Annotated in this window: 18 protein-coding genes; 7 read left to right on the top strand and 11 right to left on the bottom strand. The window is 72.6% G+C overall.

Translation table 11 applies throughout. The features are described 5' to 3' along the window. Positions 1 to 27: 27 nt before the first annotated feature. Positions 28 to 1,335, bottom strand: a complete 1,308-nt coding sequence (locus tag BIV01_RS16095) for an acyltransferase family protein (protein WP_175473754.1) — start codon at positions 1,333 to 1,335, stop codon at positions 28 to 30. A gap of 197 nt (positions 1,336 to 1,532) precedes the next feature. Further along, a complete protein-coding gene (locus tag BIV01_RS16100) occupies positions 1,533 to 2,324 on the bottom strand; it encodes an aquaporin (protein WP_071303603.1) in 792 nt (263 codons plus the stop codon). Positions 2,325 to 2,407: 83 nt separating this feature from the next. Here BIV01_RS16100 and BIV01_RS16105 point away from each other — a divergent pair, with 83 nt between their 5' ends. Next, a complete protein-coding gene (locus BIV01_RS16105; RefSeq protein WP_070417017.1) occupies positions 2,408 to 2,851 on the top strand; it encodes a Fur family transcriptional regulator in 444 nt (147 codons plus the stop codon). A 117-nt stretch (positions 2,852 to 2,968) separates the two neighbouring features. After that, the gene (locus BIV01_RS16110; RefSeq protein WP_071303489.1) at positions 2,969 to 4,498 is read left to right on the top strand and encodes a catalase; all 1,530 of its coding nucleotides are present in this window, start codon (positions 2,969 to 2,971) and stop codon (positions 4,496 to 4,498) included. A 137-nt stretch (positions 4,499 to 4,635) separates the two neighbouring features. Here the strand turns inward: BIV01_RS16110 and BIV01_RS16115 are convergent, their stop codons facing one another. Together BIV01_RS16115 and BIV01_RS16120 are read right to left on the bottom strand one after the other, a co-directional pair. Next, entirely contained in the window at positions 4,636 to 5,202 is a 567-nt protein-coding gene (locus BIV01_RS16115) for a GNAT family N-acetyltransferase (protein ID WP_071303490.1), read from the bottom strand. Positions 5,203 to 5,244: 42 nt separating this feature from the next. After that, positions 5,245 to 6,114 (bottom strand): VOC family protein, encoded by an 870-nt coding sequence (locus BIV01_RS16120; protein ID WP_071294466.1) that lies wholly within the window; start codon positions 6,112 to 6,114, stop codon positions 5,245 to 5,247. Between the two features lie 154 nt (positions 6,115 to 6,268). Between BIV01_RS16120 and BIV01_RS20280 the strand changes: the two genes are divergently transcribed. The 3 genes from BIV01_RS20280 to BIV01_RS16135 all read left to right on the top strand — a co-directional run bounded on the left by BIV01_RS20280 (position 6,269) and on the right by BIV01_RS16135 (position 8,383). Beyond that, complete coding sequence (locus BIV01_RS20280; protein ID WP_071294467.1) at positions 6,269 to 6,832, top strand: hypothetical protein; 564 nt, start codon at positions 6,269 to 6,271, stop codon at positions 6,830 to 6,832. Beyond that, entirely contained in the window at positions 6,829 to 7,446 is a 618-nt protein-coding gene (lepB, locus tag BIV01_RS20285; protein ID WP_071294468.1) for a signal peptidase I, read from the top strand. Before BIV01_RS20280 ends, lepB begins: the two co-directional genes overlap by 4 nt. 121 nt (positions 7,447 to 7,567) lie before the next feature. Beyond that, entirely contained in the window at positions 7,568 to 8,383 is an 816-nt protein-coding gene (locus BIV01_RS16135; protein ID WP_071303491.1) for a helix-turn-helix transcriptional regulator, read from the top strand. Positions 8,384 to 8,444: 61 nt separating this feature from the next. On the opposite strand, the gene BIV01_RS16140 is transcribed toward BIV01_RS16135, so the two are convergent. From BIV01_RS16140 to BIV01_RS16160, 5 genes are read right to left on the bottom strand one after another with little or no spacing between them, the layout of a single operon-like run. After that, the gene (locus BIV01_RS16140) at positions 8,445 to 8,768 is read right to left on the bottom strand and encodes a hypothetical protein (protein WP_139199461.1); all 324 of its coding nucleotides are present in this window, start codon (positions 8,766 to 8,768) and stop codon (positions 8,445 to 8,447) included. Positions 8,769 to 8,778: 10 nt separating this feature from the next. Then, on the bottom strand, positions 8,779 to 9,405 hold the full coding sequence (locus BIV01_RS16145; RefSeq protein WP_071303493.1) for a response regulator transcription factor: 627 nt from the start codon (positions 9,403 to 9,405) through the stop codon (positions 8,779 to 8,781). After that, a complete protein-coding gene (locus BIV01_RS16150; protein WP_071303494.1) occupies positions 9,402 to 10,625 on the bottom strand; it encodes a sensor histidine kinase in 1,224 nt (407 codons plus the stop codon). Before BIV01_RS16150 ends, BIV01_RS16145 begins: the two co-directional genes overlap by 4 nt. A 23-nt stretch (positions 10,626 to 10,648) precedes the next feature. Next, positions 10,649 to 11,419: an ABC transporter permease gene (locus BIV01_RS16155; protein ID WP_175473755.1), complete on the bottom strand. Its 771-nt coding sequence runs from the start codon at positions 11,417 to 11,419 to the stop codon at positions 10,649 to 10,651. After that, entirely contained in the window at positions 11,416 to 12,351 is a 936-nt protein-coding gene (locus BIV01_RS16160; protein WP_071303495.1) for an ABC transporter ATP-binding protein, read from the bottom strand. Before BIV01_RS16160 ends, BIV01_RS16155 begins: the two co-directional genes overlap by 4 nt. 138 nt (positions 12,352 to 12,489) lie before the next feature. Here BIV01_RS16160 and BIV01_RS16165 point away from each other — a divergent pair, with 138 nt between their 5' ends. Beyond that, positions 12,490 to 13,683, top strand: coding sequence for a SpoIIE family protein phosphatase (locus BIV01_RS16165; protein WP_071294472.1), 1,194 nt, complete (start codon positions 12,490 to 12,492; stop codon positions 13,681 to 13,683). A 441-nt stretch (positions 13,684 to 14,124) separates the two neighbouring features. Here the strand turns inward: BIV01_RS16165 and BIV01_RS16170 are convergent, their stop codons facing one another. After that, on the bottom strand, positions 14,125 to 14,994 hold the full coding sequence (locus tag BIV01_RS16170; RefSeq protein WP_071303496.1) for a phosphoribosylaminoimidazolesuccinocarboxamide synthase: 870 nt from the start codon (positions 14,992 to 14,994) through the stop codon (positions 14,125 to 14,127). Continuing rightward, complete coding sequence (gene purD, locus BIV01_RS16175) at positions 14,991 to 16,259, bottom strand: phosphoribosylamine--glycine ligase (RefSeq protein ID WP_071303497.1); 1,269 nt, start codon at positions 16,257 to 16,259, stop codon at positions 14,991 to 14,993. The genes BIV01_RS16170 and purD overlap by 4 nt, the downstream gene beginning before the upstream one ends. Before the next feature lie 57 nt (positions 16,260 to 16,316). Here purD and BIV01_RS16180 point away from each other — a divergent pair, with 57 nt between their 5' ends. Further along, positions 16,317 to 16,679 (top strand): sterol carrier family protein, encoded by a 363-nt coding sequence (locus tag BIV01_RS16180; RefSeq protein ID WP_071303605.1) that lies wholly within the window; start codon positions 16,317 to 16,319, stop codon positions 16,677 to 16,679. The last annotated feature ends 230 nt before the right edge of the window (positions 16,680 to 16,909 follow it).

Raw genomic sequence — 16,909 nt, forward strand, 5'->3', positions numbered from 1 at the left:
GAGCAGCCCCTGCCGGTGAGAACCGGTTCAGATCCGGGCGGCGCTCCGGGTCGGCACGGTCCTCGTCAGGAGCCGGACCCCCACCGGCACGGCCAGTGCACCGAGCAGGGCGACCCCGAACGACAGGTGCAGCTGCATCACCGCGAAGGCCGGCCCGATCGTGCAGAGCGCCGCGACGGCGAGCACGGGCCAGGCCGGGCGATCGGTGCCGGGGACGAGCCGGGGGAGCGGCCGGTCGAACCGACGCAGCGCCCGGGCGGTGCCGAGGGCGACCGCGAGGAGGACGACGAGGGCCACCCCACGGGTCGCCCACCACGTCGGCGACCCCGGCGCCGGGAACGGCACGCCGACGAGCAGGGCGACCCCGTTCAGCGCGATGAACAGCGGCAGGTGCCAGAGGTAGATCGTCATCCCGTCCCGGCCGAGCAGGAAGACGGCGCCCTGGGCCGCGCGGGTGCGCATCAGCCGGGTGAGCGGGGCGTGCACGACCTGGACGAGGCAGGCCTGGGCGATCGCCAGGACGGCGAGCGGGAGCATCGGCGGGTTGAGGTCCTGCAGCATGTCCGGAGCCCAGAGCCCGATCGACGTCAGGGGCACGAGCACGCCGTACCCGGCCGCGGCGACGGCGACGAGCAGCACGCGCGATCGTCGGGCGAACCAGCCGTCGGCCCAGAGGAAGCCGAGCTGCTGCGCGAAGAGCCACACCGGGCCGAGGTTGAGGAGACCGACCTCTGCCGACCCGGTGGCGAAGCGCACGCCGTCGACGGCCGCGGCGAGCACGAGCAGTGCGCCGAGCGTGCGCCACGGAGCGCGTTCGTGGAGTCGCATCATGACCGGCACGCAGCACTGGGTGATCCCGTACGCGGCGAGGAACCAGAGCGGGGAGCCGATGCCGAACGCGACCTCGGCGAGGAGCCCCGGCGGCGTGCCGAGCAGCGTGGCGACGCCCAGGCCGAGCGCGAGCACCGCGAAGAGCGGGATCGCCGGCCGGAAGAGCCGCACGAGCCGCGTCGCCACGAAGTCCCGCGCGCCGCCGCCGCGCGCGACCGTGGAACGCCACCCCACGGCGCTGGCGAAGCCGCCGACCACGAAGAAGAGCGGCATCACCTGGCCGATCCAGGTCGCGGCGACGTACCAGGGGAGTTCCTGGAGCGGACTCGTCACCGCGATGCCGCCCGCCCCCACGGCGACACCGACCATCGTGACGTGCACGAAGACGACGAGGACGACGCAGGCCGTCCGGATGAGGTCGACGACCAGGTCCCGCTGCGCGATGATCCCCCGGGCGTCCTGAGCGCTGTGCGCCTGCTGCGGCAGGCCCTGCTGCATGGACATGGCGGGACGGTAGCGCGGGTTCCCGCCCTCCCAGCGTCGTTCCAGCCGATCGCGATCGGATCGTGACACATCGTATTCCGCCAAGGGCATGCGTCCGGCAGCGTCCGGCATGCGTCCCGCACGTCGCGTCGGCGCGCACGAGGGCCGGGAGGCGCGGGTCGAGCCGGTCGACCGGCCCACCCGCGCCCCGGGTCGGCTCAGGCCCGCGGTGCGTCCAGCTCCACTGTCGTGTCGTCCGCGCGTGACGTCCGTCCGATCCGACCGATCGCTCCCGCGACGACGGCGCCGAGCACGGGGAAGACCAGGAACACCCACCACTGCGCGAGCCAGTCCGGCCCCGCGAACACCGCGGTGGCGAACGACCGCGCCGGGTTCAGGGACGCGTTCGAGATCGGGATGAGCGTCAGCAGCAGGATCGTGAGGGTCGCGCCGATGACCACGGGCGCCGGGACCGCGCTCCCGCGGGCTCCGGTCACGCGGAGGATCACCGTCACGAAGACGGCGGTCGCGATCGTCTCGGCGAGGGCGACGCCGAGCAGGCTGGAACCGCCGGGACTCTGCGCGTCGAAGCCGTTCGAGGCGAAGCCGCCGTCGAGCGTGCTCTGCAGGGCGGTGGCCGGTCCGAGCCCGGCGAACAGGACGAGGACGGCAGCCCCGGCCGTGCCGCCGACGAACTGAGCGACGAGGTACGGGACGACGTCCGCCCACCGGTGCCGGCCGGCGACCGCGAGGCCGATCGTCACCGCGGGGTTGAAGTGTCCCCCGCTGACGGGACCGAACGCACTCGCGCCGATCATCACCACGAGGCCGAGGGTGAGCGCGACACCGAGCAGCCCGATCCCGAGCGTGTTGTGCTCGTCGGGGAACACGGCGGTGGAGGTCGCGGCGCCGACGAGGGCGAACACGAGCAGGAAGCTCCCCGCGGCCTCGGCGACGAGGCGGGAGGGGAGCGCGGCTGGGGCGGGAGCGACTGGTGGTGCATCTGTCATGCCCCACCGTTCGCGCTCGACCATCGGATCGCCTGGTGTACAGTGGCGGTGTTGTCTTGATCTCTGCAAAAGAAAGGCTCAGCATGGACGTCGACGCCGACCTGCTCCGCGCCTCCGGTCTCCGGGTCACGACACCACGGCTGGCGGTCCTCCGCGCGACGGAGACCATGCCGCACGCGACCGCCGACGACATCGTCACCGCGCTCGCCGCCGAGCTGCCCACCACGAGTCACCAGGCGGTGTACGGCGTCCTCGCAGCACTGACCGGCGTCGGACTGGTCCGGCGCATCGAGCCCGCGGGCAGCCCCGCCCGGTACGAGCGACGGACCGGCGACAACCACCACCACATCGTCTGCACGATGTGCGGCGCGATCGAGGACGTCGACTGCGCCGTCGGCCACGCGCCGTGCCTCACCCCGTCCGAGACGCACGGCTTCGCCGTCACCACGGCCGAGGTCACCTACTGGGGCATCTGCGAACAGTGTGCCGCCGCCGAACGCGACGACACCGTGGCCGTCCCGGCCTGACCGCCGACACCCCGACCCGGGGACGACCGCAGTCGTTCCCGCTCCCGGCACCGAACCGGGACCACGAGCAACCCGAGCACCCCTGACCGAACCAACCGTTCCACCCAAGGAGGAACCGTGTCCGACCAGAACACGACGCCCGGCCAGCCGGCCGGCACCCCCACCACGACCACCAACTCCGGCGCGCCGGTGTCGAGCGACCAGCACTCCATGGGTGTCGGCGCCGACGGCCCCCTCGCGCTGCACGACCACTACCTGGTCGAGAAGCTCGCCCAGTTCAACCGTGAGCGCGTCCCAGAGCGGGTCGTCCACGCCAAGGGCGGCGGTGCCTTCGGTACCTTCACCGTCACGCAGGACATCAGCAAGTACACCCGTGCCGCGTTCCTGCAGCCAGGCAAGCAGACCGAGATGCTCGCCCGCTTCTCGTCCGTCGCCGGCGAGCAGGGCTCCCCGGACACCTGGCGCGACCCGCGCGGCTTCGCGCTGAAGTTCTACACCGAAGACGGCAACTACGACCTCGTCGGCAACAACACCCCCGTGTTCTTCATCCGCGACGGCATCAAGTTCCCGGACTTCATCCGCTCGCAGAAGCGCCTGCCGGGTTCGCACCTGCGCGACCACGACATGCAGTGGGACTTCTGGACCCTGTCGCCCGAGTCCGCCCACCAGGTCACGTGGCTGATGGGCGACCGCGGCCTGCCGGCGTCCTGGCGCGAGATGGACGGCTTCGGCTCGCACACCTACCAGTGGATCAACGCCGAGGGCGAGCGCTTCTGGGTGAAGTACCACTTCCTCACGGAGCAGGGCCACAAGACCCTGACGCAGGAGGACGCCGACCGCATCGCCGGCGAGGACGCGGACTTCCACATCCGTGACCTGCACGCGGCCATCGAGCGCGGCGACAACCCGCGCTGGACCCTCAAGGTGCAGGTCATGCCCTACGCCGACGCCGAGGGCTACCGCTTCAACCCGTTCGACCTGACGAAGGTGTGGCCGCACGCGGACTACCCGCTCATCGAGGTCGGCACGATGGAGCTCAACCGCAACCCGGAGAACTACTTCGCGCAGATCGAGCAGGCGACCTTCGCCCCCTCGAACTTCGTCCCCGGCATCGCGGCGAGCCCCGACAAGATGCTCCTCGCGCGCATCTTCAGCTACGCGGACGCGCACCGCTACCGCGTCGGCACGAACCACGCGCAGCTGCCCGTGAACGCCCCGAAGAACGAGGTGCACTCGTACTCGAAGGACGGCGCGATGCGCTTCGACTTCCAGCAGTCCGAGGTCCCGGTCTACGCGCCGAACTCCCTCGGCGGTGCGCACGCCGACCCGGCCGCGACCGACGAGACCCCCGGCTGGGAGTCCGACGGCGCGCTGCAGCGCTCCGCCGCGACCCTCCACCCCGAGGACGACGACTTCGGTCAGGCCGGCACCCTGGTGCGCGAGGTCCTCGACGACGCCGCCCGTGAGCGCCTGGTCGGCAACATCGCCGGGCACGTCTCGAAGGTGACGCGCGACGACCTGCGCGAGCGGGTGTTCGCCTACTGGACGAACGTCGACGCCGACCTCGGCGCGCGCGTGCGCGCAGCGGTCACGCCGAGCGCGCCCGGTTCGAACGAGGACCCGGAGAAGGTCGCGGTCGAGGCGTAAGCCCCGCTCTCACCAGACGGGAGGCGCGGTGCGGGTCGAACCCGTACCGCGCCTCCCGTCTGTGCGCGGTCCCACGACGACTGCGCACGGTCCACCGCGTGCAGTCGTCGTCCTGCTGCGCAGGTCCGGTGCGATTCCTAGACCTGCTGGCCGTTCAGCCAGATGGGGCCGGCCGGCCAGTCCTCGAGCCGCTCGGCCACGGGGAGCACCATCCAGCCGCCCTGGTCGGTCATCGGCAGCCCGGCGCCCTCGGCCGTGAACGCCGTGTAGTCCGCGACGACGTCGTCGAACACGTGCCAGCCGAGGTTCGCGTAGAACGGCACCCGGTTCTCACCGGCACCGAGGAACCCGTACGGCACCGCCAGCCCCTCGAGCACAGCGTGCGCACGCTCCATCAGGTCGCGGCCCTTGCCGGTGCCCTGCAGTCGTGGCGACACCGCGACGAGGCCGGTGTCGCCGACGAGCACGTCCCGGCCGCCGACGGTGATGAACATCCGGCGGATCCCGACGTGGGCGAGGACGACGTCGTCGGCGTCACGGGCGAGCACGCGCCGCTCGGGCTGCATGCCCGCCCAGCTGCGGCCGCCCACGTACCAGTGCGACCAGTCGGGGAACGCCTGCCCCAGGAGCGCTGCGATCGCCTCGTGGTCGGGGAGCGACAGCGTGCTCTCCTCGACCACCTCCCACCGGATGTCCTCAGTCACGGGTCCATCCTGCCGGAGACCGTCCGTCCCGGCGCGGTGGGGTCAGCCGCGACCCGGCGCCGTGACCTCGATCCGGTTCGCCCACGGGTCCTCGAAGGCGACCGTCCGGCCGTCGTCCGCCGACCGCACCCCGGAGTCGTGCATCCGCTCGACCAGGGCGCCGAGGTCGTCCGCACCGGGGACCTCGATCCGGACGAGACCGAGTCCGAGCGCGAGCTGGCGACGTCCGGCCCCGCGCGAGTTCCACGTGTTCATCGCCATGTGGTGGTGGTAGCCGCCGGCGCTGACGAACAGTGCCTCACCCCAACCGGCCGTGGTCGCGAAGCCGAGCCGGTCGACGTAGAACTCCTCGGCGGTGGCGACGTCCCCGACCGACAGGTGCACGTGGCCGACACGTCCGGGGCGTGCTGCTGCGCCGTCGAGGGCGTCCTGCGTGAGGTGCTCCTGCAGGAAGGCGTTCGGGTCGACGGAGATGGTGGCCATGTCGACCATGCCGTGCGTCCACGACCACTCGGTGCGGTCGCGGTCCCAGTAGAGCTCGACGCCGTTGCCCTCGGGGTCGGTGAAGTAGAAGGCGTTGCTGACGAGGTGGTCGGCGCTGCCCGTGAAGGTCTGCGGGTACCGGGTCGCGACGGAGTAGAGCGCGGCGGCCAGGTCGGCCTTCGTGTCGAACAGGATCGCGGTGTGGAACAGGCCGGCGTCGTGCGGCCCGGCGTGCTGCATCGACGGCGCGTGCTCGAGGATGACGATCGGGGTCGTGCCGCGCCCGAGCACCGCCACACCGCCCTCGTTCGACAGGAGGGACAGCCGCACGCCGTCGCGGTAGTAGCCGATCATGCGGTCGAGGTCGGCGACCCGGAGCGTCACGGCGCCCATCGAGGTGTCGGCGGCGAGGAGGTCCTGCGTGGTCATGCGACCAGTGTGCGCCCATTTGGTTGACGCGTCAACCAAATGGGCGTGACGTCTGCCATCGCAAGCGTGGCGCGTGCCATCGCGAGCACGGCGTGTGCCATCGCACTCGGTGTCCTGTCGGCTGCGCGGCCCCGGGCAGGGCCAAGATGGAGGGATGCCACGCACACGACGACTGCCGGACCGAGTGGACGGGCGCGGTGGTGGCCGTCCGGACCGCCGCGACCTGCCGATCGAGCAGATGCGCGACCGGATGTCGTCGTACGTCTACGGCAACATCACCGTGCTCGCCGCCGCGATCGCCGTGGACCCCGCCGCGATCCACCACGGCTCGGCGGTGTGGGCGGTCCTCGGCACCGCGGTGCTCACGTACCTCGCGCACGTGCTGTCGCACCTGGTCGCGCACGGGCTCGGGGACGACGACGCGTCCGACGACGTCCGTCGCGAGTCCGTGGTCACCATCGTCCGCAACGCGAACCCGATCGCCACGTCCGGCCTCATCCCCGCGGTGCTGTACGCCGTCGCGTGGATCGGCTGGCTGCCCGCGTCGTGGGCGCAGACGGCCGCGCTCGTGATCCTCGTGGTCCGCATCGGCATGGTCGGTGTGTTCATGCAGCGGTTCAGCGGCAAGCGGCCGACGTTCCTCGGGCTCTGGGGCGGCATCGTGCTCGCCGCCGTCGCGTTCGTCATCGGTGTCGTCAAGGTGGTGCTGACGCATTGAGTGACGAAGCCGTCCCCGAGCCCCGCAGGCGTGCCCGCTGGAAGTTCCTCCGTGACCTCGCGATCATCGTGGTCGTCGCGCTGCTGGCGTCCTTCCTGGTGAAGTCGTACCTCGTCCGGTCGTTCTTCATCCCCTCACTGTCGATGGCGAACACGCTCCTGGTCGGCGACCGGGTGCTCGTCAACGAACTCGTCCCCGGAGTGGTGCCGCTCCGACGCGGCGACGTCGTCGTCTTCGAGGACCCGGGCGGCTGGCTCGGGCCCGGGCAGGGGAACGACCTCATCAAGCGGGTGATCGGCCTGCCCGGCGACACCGTCTCGTGCTGCGACGCGCAGGGGCGCCTGTCGGTGAACGGTCACGCGGTCGACGAGTCGTACGTCGTGCTGCAGCCCGGCTCCGACCGGGTCGCGCTGACCGACTTCTCGGTGACCGTGCCGAAGGGCCGGCTCTGGGTGATGGGCGACAACCGGTACGACTCCGCCGACTCCCGGGCGCACGGGACCGTCCCGGTGTCGGACGTCGTCGGTCGGGCGTTCGTCACGACCTGGCCGGTGTCGCGGTGGACGGTGCTGTCACGGCACGGCGACGTCTGGGACGCGGTCCCGGACCGGTGATCGACGGCGAACGGCCGACCCGTTGCGCGACGCGGACGGGGGTCTCGCGTGCGCCGGACGGTCACGGTAGCGTTCGGTGGCCCGCCGGACCCGGCGCGCGGATCGTCGAACGGAGGCTCTCGTGACGTCCTCCGACCAGCCGTTCGACTACCGCTCCGGCGGCGACGAGCACGTCTCCCTCCGGAAGATCCGCACCGGTGGGCCGCAGGCCGGCACGATCGGCCCCCGCCCCGACCACGTCGTCTTCGTGCTCGCCAACGGACGGGCGACGCTGACCGCCGACGACGGCAGCGAGTGGGACGTCGGGCCCGGACGACCGATGATGCTGTCGGCACCCGTCGCGTACGCGTTCGACACCGACGCGACCGCGATGACGCTCCTGCACGTCGCGCCCGCGATGCTCGGCGACGCCGAGGAGCCGTCGGAGTTCGTGCAACCGGACGCCGCCGACCCCGGCGTCGAGCCCCTGCTGACCCTGCTGCGCGAGGTGACCGACCGCATCCTCGACCCCGACCTCGACGCCGCCGAGCGGGCAGCGCTGAACCGGCGGGTGGCCACGGTCGTGCTGTCGACGTTCACCCGGTCCCGCTCCGACGTCGAGCACCGGCTGCGTCGCGCCATCCGCTTCGTCCACGACCACGCGGACGAAGACCTCGAGGTCGCGGACATCGCCGCCAGTGCGGAGCTCAGCGAACGGGGTCTGCAGGACCTCTTCCGCCGACGGCTCGCGGTCACGCCGATGCGGTACCTCCGCGAGGTGCGCCTCGACCGCGTGCACCTCGAACTCACGTCCCGCCGGGGCGGGGTCGTGACGGTCCGCGACATCGCCCGGCGCTGGCGCTTCGCGCACCTCGGCCGGTTCGCGGCCTCGTACCGGCAGCGGTTCGGCGAGAGTCCGCACCAGACGCTCCGACGGTCGGGCCGATCCGAGGGCTGACCAGCCGGACCCCGTCCAGGAGGCGCGGTGCGGGTCCGACCCGCACCGCGCCTCCTGTGCGTCAGCAGCCCGTCGTCGTCAGCGTGACCGTCGCGACCTCGCCGTTCGACACGGTCGCCTCCTGCGGGCAGAGCTCGTTCGCCCGCACGGTCACCTTGCCCAGCGGAACCCCGGCGAAGTCCGCGGTGCCGCCCGGGAACACCCGCTGGTGCTCGGAGAGCTTCCCGGTCTCGGCGGTGAAGACCTTCACCTCGTAGGGGTGGTCCGCGGCGTTGGCCGACACGGTCACGGACAGCTGGCCGGTGGAGTCGTGCGCACCGCAGCCGGTGAGCGTCAGGGCCGCGGCGACGCCGAGGACGAACACGGGGGCGACACGTCGGAGCACGTCGGCAAGGCTACGCCGTCCCGAGCAGCCAGCCGTTGTCCGCCGCGACCCGGAGCGCCTCGGTCGCGTTGCGCGCGGCGGTCTTCCCGATCGCGGACGACAGGTGGTTGCGGACCGTGCCCTCCGACAGGTGCAGCGACCCGGCGACCCCGGCCACGGTCGGCGCCGTGCGGAAAGCGATGAGCACGTCGGTCTCCCGCGGGGTGAGCGGGGACGGGCCGGCGGCGAGGGACTCCGCGGCGAGCACGGGGTCGACGACCCGGAACCCGCCCGCGACACGTCGGACGGCGTCGGCGAGCTGCTCGGCGGGGGTGTCCTTCACGACGAAGCCCGCGGCCCCGGCCTCCAGCGCGCGCCGGAGGTACCCGGGCCGGCCGAACGTCGTCACGATGAGGGACCGGCACGTGGGCAGCGAGCGGGCGAGGGCAGCGGCGGCACTGAGCCCGTCGGCGCCGGGCATCTCGACGTCGAGCAGTGCGACGGTGGCGCCGGACGACCGTGCTGCCTCGAGTACCTCGTCGCCGCGAGCCACCTGGGCGACGACCTCGATGTCCCGCTCGAGCGACAGCAGGGACGCGAGCGCACCGCGGACGAGCGCCTGGTCGTCGGCGAGGAGCACACGGATGGTCTCGGTCATCGTCGGTTCCTCTCGACCCGCAGCCGGAAGCCGCCCAGGTCGCTCGTGCCGGTGGTCAGGGTCGCCCCGACGGCGTCGGCGCGCTCGCGGAGCCCGCGCAGCCCGTTGCCCGGGGTGGTGGAGGCGGCGTCCGGGTCGAGCAGGCCCGTGCCGTCGTCCTCGATCGTCAGGGCGGACCGGGCGAGCGTGACCCGGACCCGGCTGGCGGCCGCGTGGCGGATGACGTTCGTGACGCCCTCGCGCAGGACCCACGCGAACAGGCTCCGGACATCGTCGGCCGCCGCGTCGCCGTCGCGGGGGAGCACCGCGTCGATCGCCGCGGCCTCGAGCGCCGCCCGCGCCGACACGAGTTCGGCGTCGAGGTCGGCCTCCCGGTAGCCACTCACCGCGCGCCGGAGCCCATGCAGGGCCTCGCGGGAGAGCCGCTCGACGTCCTGCATCTCGGCCTTCGCCCGGGCCGGGTCGACGTCCACCAGCCGTGCGGCGAGCTCGGACTTCATCGCCACGACGGTGAGCGAGTGGCCGAGGACGTCGTGCAGGTCGCGGGAGAACCGTGCGCGCTCCTCGACGACGGCGAGCCGGGTGATCTCGTCCTGCGCGACGCCGAGCCGCTGTTCCGCTTCGCGCTGCCGGCCGAAGAAGAGCATCGACGCTCCGACGGACACGGTGATGACCGGGGCGAACAGGATGCCGCTGTTCACCGCCGTGTCCCAGCCGGTGCTCGCGGCGACGAGGAACTGTGCGCCGAGGATCGCGAGCACGACGACGCCGGCGACCCAGAACCGTTCCGCGACGAACCCGGACAGTGCGGCGACGAGCAGCCAGGTCCAGACGGCGAGCGGCCCGACCACGAACAGCAGCAGCCCCGCGAGCAGGGCAACCACGGCGAGGACCACGACTCGTCCGCGCAGGCTCCGCCGCCACATCAGCTCCGGTGCGAACAGGTACGCCGCGTAGACGACGGCGAGGGCCACGGTGGAGAGGACGTGCGCCCGGAGGCTCCGGCCGTCGCCCCAGACCGCGATGATCTCGAGCACCTGCCAGAGGAGCGCGAACACCGCACCGGTGTACCAGCGGCGCCGCCCGACGCGGATGTCGTCGTCGCTCGCGCCCGGTGGGACGGCCCACGGGAACGATCGGGGTGACGGGCGGGACGACCTGGAGGCGCGTGGTGCGTGCTCCGCACCACGCGCCTCGGTCGTGCTGGTCGCCTCGGACATCGGTGCCAGCGTAGGACCGTCGGTCACTGTCGTGCGGCGTCGCGGCGGTAGCGCCACACGATCACCGCGGCGAGGACGATCGCCCAGCCCGCCAGGACCATCGCCGGCTCGGTCATGCCCGAGGACCCGGTCGCCCCGGCGCCCATCTGCCCGATCCGGTTCAGCCAGTACGAGGGCAGCAGGTGCGCGACGCTCCCCATCCAGCCCGGCATCACCGACAGCGGGACCCAGAGGCCGCCGAGGATCGCCAGACCCATGAACACCACCATGAAGAGCGGCTGCGCGAACGACGGCTTCGCGAACTGCCCGATGAGGATCGCGATGAGGGCGAACGGGATCACCCCGCACCAGATGCCGAACCCGGCGGCGAACCAGTGCAGCGGGTCGAGCGAGGCGTGCAGGACCACGGTCGCGACCAGCACCGTGATGACGATCGACACCGCGGAGAAGGCCATCGCGGCGATCACCTTCGACACCATGAAGCCCCACCCGGACAGCGGCGTCACGCGGAGCTGCCGGTTCCAGCCGATCGACCGTTCGTTGACGATCGCGAACGCCTGGCTGAGCGCGGCCATCATCGCGCCGTACGACGCCATCTGCAGCGTCGTGACGGTGAGGTACTGCAGGTGTGTCGTCGGATCGGTCTGGGAACCGAACGCCGAGCCGAACACGAGCAGCATGATCACCGGGACGGCGAAGGTGAAGACCATCGCGCGGACGTTGCGGAGCTGCCGCTTCGTCTCGAGGTACACGTAGCGGATCGGCAGGCGGCCGGAGGCGGTGGCGGTGGTCATGCGAGGGCTCCTTCGGGAGCGGTGTCGGTGGGAGCTGCGGCGGGGTCGGCGGTGAGCGCGAGGAAGGCGTCGTCCATGGTCGAGGCGACCACCTGGATGTCGTGCGCCTGGGGGAACGTGGCGAGCAGGGCCCTGAGGGTGTCGTCGCTGCGGTCCGAGCGGAGCGTGACGGAGTCGTGCCGCGCCTCCAGGGAGACGACTCCCGGCAGACCGCGCAACGCGACGTGCGCGTCGGTGCCGAGCCCGGAGAACCGGACCGCGCGCGTGGCGGTGATCGCCTTGATCTCGGCGGGCGTGCCGTCCGCGACGATCCGGCCGGCGCGCATGATGACGATGCGGTCAGCGAAGGTGTCGGCCTCGTCGAGGTAGTGCGTCGCGAACACGACCGTGCGCCCCGCGTCGGTGAACTCGCGCATCGACGACCAGAACGTGTGCCGGGCCTCGACGTCCATCGCCGCAGTCGGCTCGTCGAGCACCAGGAGGTCCGGGTCCGAGACCACGGCGACGGCGAACCGTGCGCGCTGCAGCTGCCCGCCGGAGAGCTTGTTGACCCGGCGTCCGGCGATCTCGGTGCACCGCGCTCGCCGGAGGGCATCGTCGACCGGCATCGGACGCCGGTGTGCCGCGGCGACGAGCGCGACCGCGTCCCGGACCGTCGTGTCCGGCAGGAGTGCGCCGCCCTGGAGCATCGCGCCGACCCGGCCGGCGACGACCGCGGCGCGGGGCTCCTCGCCGAAGAGCAGGGCCTGGCCGGTCGTCGGCGTGGACAGCCCGAGCGCGAGGTCGACGGTCGTGGTCTTGCCGGCGCCGTTCGGGCCGAGGAGGGCGACGACCTCGCCCGGACGGATCGTCAGGTCGACGCCGTCGACCGCGGCCACGGCGCCGAAGCGCTTGCGGAGGTCGCGGAGCTGGATGACCGGTGTGTCGTTCATGGCTCCGAGCCTGGCGCGAGGTGGGTTCGCGGCCCTCTGCCGTGCGTCACGGAGCGGGCATGACATCTGTCACGGCCGACCCCGGCGTCCTCCGTACTGGGGACGGCCACTGTCCGGTAGGCGCGTTAGCGTGGGTGCATGCACCACGAGCCCGTCGTCACCGACCGACCCGCCACGGACGCCGTCCGGCGGGCAGCGCTCCTCGCCGCGCTGGACGTGGTCGAGGGCGGGCCCGAGGAACGCTTCGAACGGATCACGCGGATCGCGCGCGAAGCGTTCGGCGTCACCGGCTCGTTCCTCAACCTCGCGGGGGAGTCCGAGGTCTTCATCAAGTCGCAGCAGAGCGACACGGTGTTCGGCCCGACCATCCCGCTGCACGACACGTTCTGCGGCCGGACCCTCGCGGTCGACGGTCCCGTCGTGGTCCCCGACGCCCGCGCCGACGTCCGGTACTCCGACATGCCGATGGTCGTCGACGACCCGAACGTGCGGTTCTACGCCGGGGTGCCCCTGCGGGTGGGCGACGACGACGTCAAGGTCGGCACGCTCTGCCTCATCGACCCGGCACCGCGCACGCTCGACGACGACGACCTCGCGCTGCTGCAGGAGCTCGGCGTGTGGGCGGAGCGCGAGCTCGCCGCCGGCGCCGACGAGGACCGTCTCCGCTCGGTGCTCGCCGGACTCGAACCAGCCGGTGTCGACCTGCCCGGGTACCGCGTCGGCGGCATGTCCAAGCCGCACGGGGTCGTGTCCGGTGACTTCCACGACTGGCACGTCGACGGGGCGTCGCTCTCGGTGACCGTCGCCGACGTCATGGGCAAGGGGATGTCCGCCGGGCTCCTCGCCGCGACCATCCGTGGAGCGCTGCTCGCCCGGGGGACGTCGTCGTCCCGTGATGCCGTGGCGGCGCTCGAGGCCCAGGTCGCCCCGGACCTCGGTCGTGCCGAGTCCTTCGCGACGCTGTTCCACGGCCGCCTGACGACCTCGACCGGGCGGATGGAGTTCACCGACGCCGGGCACGGTCTCGTGCTGCACCTGCACGCGGACGGCACCGAGACCGTGTTGCGCTCGTACGACCTGCCGATCGGGCTGCACCCGGTCGGTGCCGCGCGGGTCACCGGGACGCTCGAGCTGGAGCGCGGGGACGTCCTCATCGTCGTGAGCGACGGGGCGCTCGAGCTGTGGGACTCCACGCTCGCGTCCCTCGGTGCGCTCGGGGCGATGTGGCGGGACGCGCCGGAGCTCGACGTGTTCTTCGGGCGGGTGCGGGCGCGTGCGGCGACGCACGACCCGGGGGACGACCTGACGGTCGTGGTCGTCGCGCGCGACTGACGGGCGCGGGCGGGCGGGGGCGCCGAGAGTGCAAAATCTGTCGCGCTCGGCGCCGGCGGGCGGCACTTCGTGCGCCCCCGGCGGACGTGAGCGGCGTGTCGTGCCCGCTCGCGGCGGCGTCCGGCGTGCGTGCGGCCTGGAGGCGCGGGTCGGCCTGGCGCCGCGCCTCCCGTCCGGCGCGAGTGCGGGTCAGGCGCCGAGAGGGCACGTTCTGTCGCGCTCGGCACCGGCGGGCGGCACGTCGTGCCCCCTCGGCGGACGTGAGCGGCGTGTTGTGCCCGCGCGCGGGTCGTCCGGCGTGCGTGCGGCCTGGAGGCGCGGGTCGGCCTGGCGCCGCTCCTCCCGCCCGGCGGTCGCGCGGCGGGCGGCACTTCGTGCGCCCTCGGCGGACGTGAGCGGCGTGTTGTGCCCCCTCGCGGCCGCGGCCGCCCGGCGCGGGCGCTACGCGCCCAGGCGCTCGATGAGCTCGCGGTAGCGCTCGGCCGTCCGCGCCACGATCGCCTCGGGCAGCACCGGCGGCGTCCCCTGCCGATCCCAGTTCGCGCTGAGCCAGTCCCGCACGATCTGCTTGTCGAACGACTCCGTGCGGTTCCCCGACCGGGCGTCCCAGTAGCGGCTGGAGTCGCTCGTCAGGACCTCGTCGGCAATCCGGATCTGCCCCGAGGCATCACGCCCGAACTCGAACTTCGTGTCCGCGATGACCACCCCGCGGTCGAGCGCGATCGCCGCCGCCTCGGAGTAGACGCGGAGCGAGAGGTCCCGCAGCTGCGTCGCGACGTCGGACCCGACGAGGTCGACCGTCTGCTCGAAGGAGATGTTCTCGTCGTGCTCGCCCTGGGGCGCCTTGTACGCCGGCGTGTAGATCGGTTCGGGCAGCTGATCGCCGTTCGACAGACCAGCGGGGAGGGGGACGCCGCAGACACTGCCGGACTGCTGGTACTCGACCCACCCGCTGCCGACGAGGTACCCGCGGACGACGCACTCGACCGGGAACATCTCGAGCGGCATGACGTGCATGGAGCGCGACGCCACCGACGACGGCACCGGGGTCCCGCCGGCAGACGGCGCGATGAGGTGGTTCGGCACGTCGGCCAGCTGGGTGAACCAGAAGCGGGACAGCCGGGTGAGGAGCTCGCCCTTCCCCGGGATCGGCGGCTCGAGCGCGAAGTCGTAGGCGCTCACCCGGTCGGACGCGACGAGGAGCAGCTCGGTGGCGCTCGCGACGTCGGCGGTGCCGGTGGGGACGTAGAGCTCGCGGACCTTGCCGGAGGAGACGTGCTGCCAGCCGTCGAGGACGGGCGCCGGGCTCATCGGGCGACCTTCGCGGCGATGTCGGTGCGGAACTGCGCTCCCGCGAGCGTGATGTCACCCAGGCCGGCGTAGGCGCGGTCGCGGGCCTCGGCGAAGGAGGACCCGGTGGCGACGACGCTCAGCACCCGCCCGCCGGTCGCGACGAGCTGGTCGTCGAGGACCCCGGTGGCGGCGTGCGCGACGGAGACCCCCGCGCGCGCGTTCGCGGCGTCGATCCCGGTGATCGGCCGACCGGTCTGCGGGTTCTCCGGGTAGCCCTCGCTCGCGAGCACGACCGTCACGGCGGCCTCGTCGCGGAACGACGGCGCCGGGGTGCCCCCGAGCTGCCCGGTGGCCGCGGCGAGCATCAGCCCGCTCAGCGGGGTCGCCAGGCGGGGGAGGACGACCTGGGTCTCCGGGTCGCCGAAGCGCGCGTTGAACTCGATGACCCGGACGCCCTGCTCGGTGACGATGAGCCCGCAGTAGAGGAGGCCGACGAACGGCGTGCCCTCGTGCTCGAGCTGGCGGACGGTGGGGAGCGCGACCAGGTCGGTGACCTCGTCCACGAAGGCCTGCTCGGACGCCCAGCGGTCTGCGAGCCAGGGCAGCGGCGAGTACGCGCCCATGCCGCCGGTGTTCGGCCCGACGTCGCCGTCGCCCAGTCGCTTGTAGTCCTGTGCAGGGCTGAGCGGTCGGACGTCGTGCCCGTCGCTCAGGAAGAACAGGGAGACCTCTTCGCCGTCGAGGAACTCCTCGACCACGACGTGGCCGTGCTGCAGCCAGTAGGTGGCGTGGTCGATCGCTGCCTGGCGGTCCTCGGTCACGAGGACGCCCTTGCCGGCGGCGAGCCCGTCCGCCTTCACGACGTAGGGGGCGCCGAGCTCGTCGATCGCGGCGACGGCCTCGTCGACGGTGCCGGCGTACACCGGGCGCCCGGTGGGCACCGCCGCCTCGGACATGATCCGCTTCGCGAAGGCCTTGGAGCCCTCGAGCTGCGCGGCGGCCTTGCTCGGACCGAACACCGGGATGCCCCGCGTGCGGACCGGATCGGCGACACCGGCGATGAGCGGCGCCTCGGGCCCGACGACGACGAGTTCGACACCGTTCTCGAGCGCGTACTCGGCGACGAGGGCACCGTTCGTCGGGTCGATCGAGACGGTCTCGACGTCGGCCGCGATGCCGGCGTTGCCCGGCGCTGCGGTGATGACGTGACCGGCCTGCTCCGCGAGGAGGGCCGTGATGATCGCGTGCTCGCGGGCACCGGAACCGAGGACGAGGATTCGCACCCGATCACCCTACCGATCCCGACTCGCCCGTTGCGATGCGACGGCTAGCCTGTGGACATGCCACCCAGGAGGATCGAGGACGCGGAGGGCCGCGCCGCGCTCACCGCCGTGCAGCAGGGGGCCACCGCTCGGCCGACCCTGGCGACCGCGGTGCGGTGGTCGTTGCAGCGCCTCGCGGAGGACGTGCCCGGCAACAGCGTCGAGGTGCGGGTCCCGCCGTTCGCGGCGGTCCAGGCCGTCCCCGGCCCCCGACACACCCGTGGGACGCCGCCGAACGTGGTCGAGACGGACGCGGCGACGTGGCTCGCGCTCGCCACCGGCGTGCTGCGCTGGGACGAGGCCGTCGCGCAGTCGCGCGTCAGCGCGTCCGGATCACGTGCGGACCTGACGGACTTCCTGCCGGTGCGTCTGGCCGTCTGAGACGGCCGCCGACACGGACCACAGGCGGTCGAGACGCGGGTCAGCAGACGGCCCGGCGCGGACAGCAGACGGTCGCGTGTGCCGGACGGGAGGAACGGTGCCAGCCCGCCCCGCGCCTCCTGGTCCATACGGACGCAAGTACTTAGACGGCCTCACCGAATTAGGTAGTACCTACTGATGTGACGTCACCGACCCGGCGAATACCGTAGAAGTCGCCGGGATTCGGACCC

Origin of the sequence: Curtobacterium sp. MCBA15_013 (assembly GCF_001865095.1) — a bacterium.
GTDB lineage: Bacteria > Actinomycetota > Actinomycetes > Actinomycetales > Microbacteriaceae > Curtobacterium.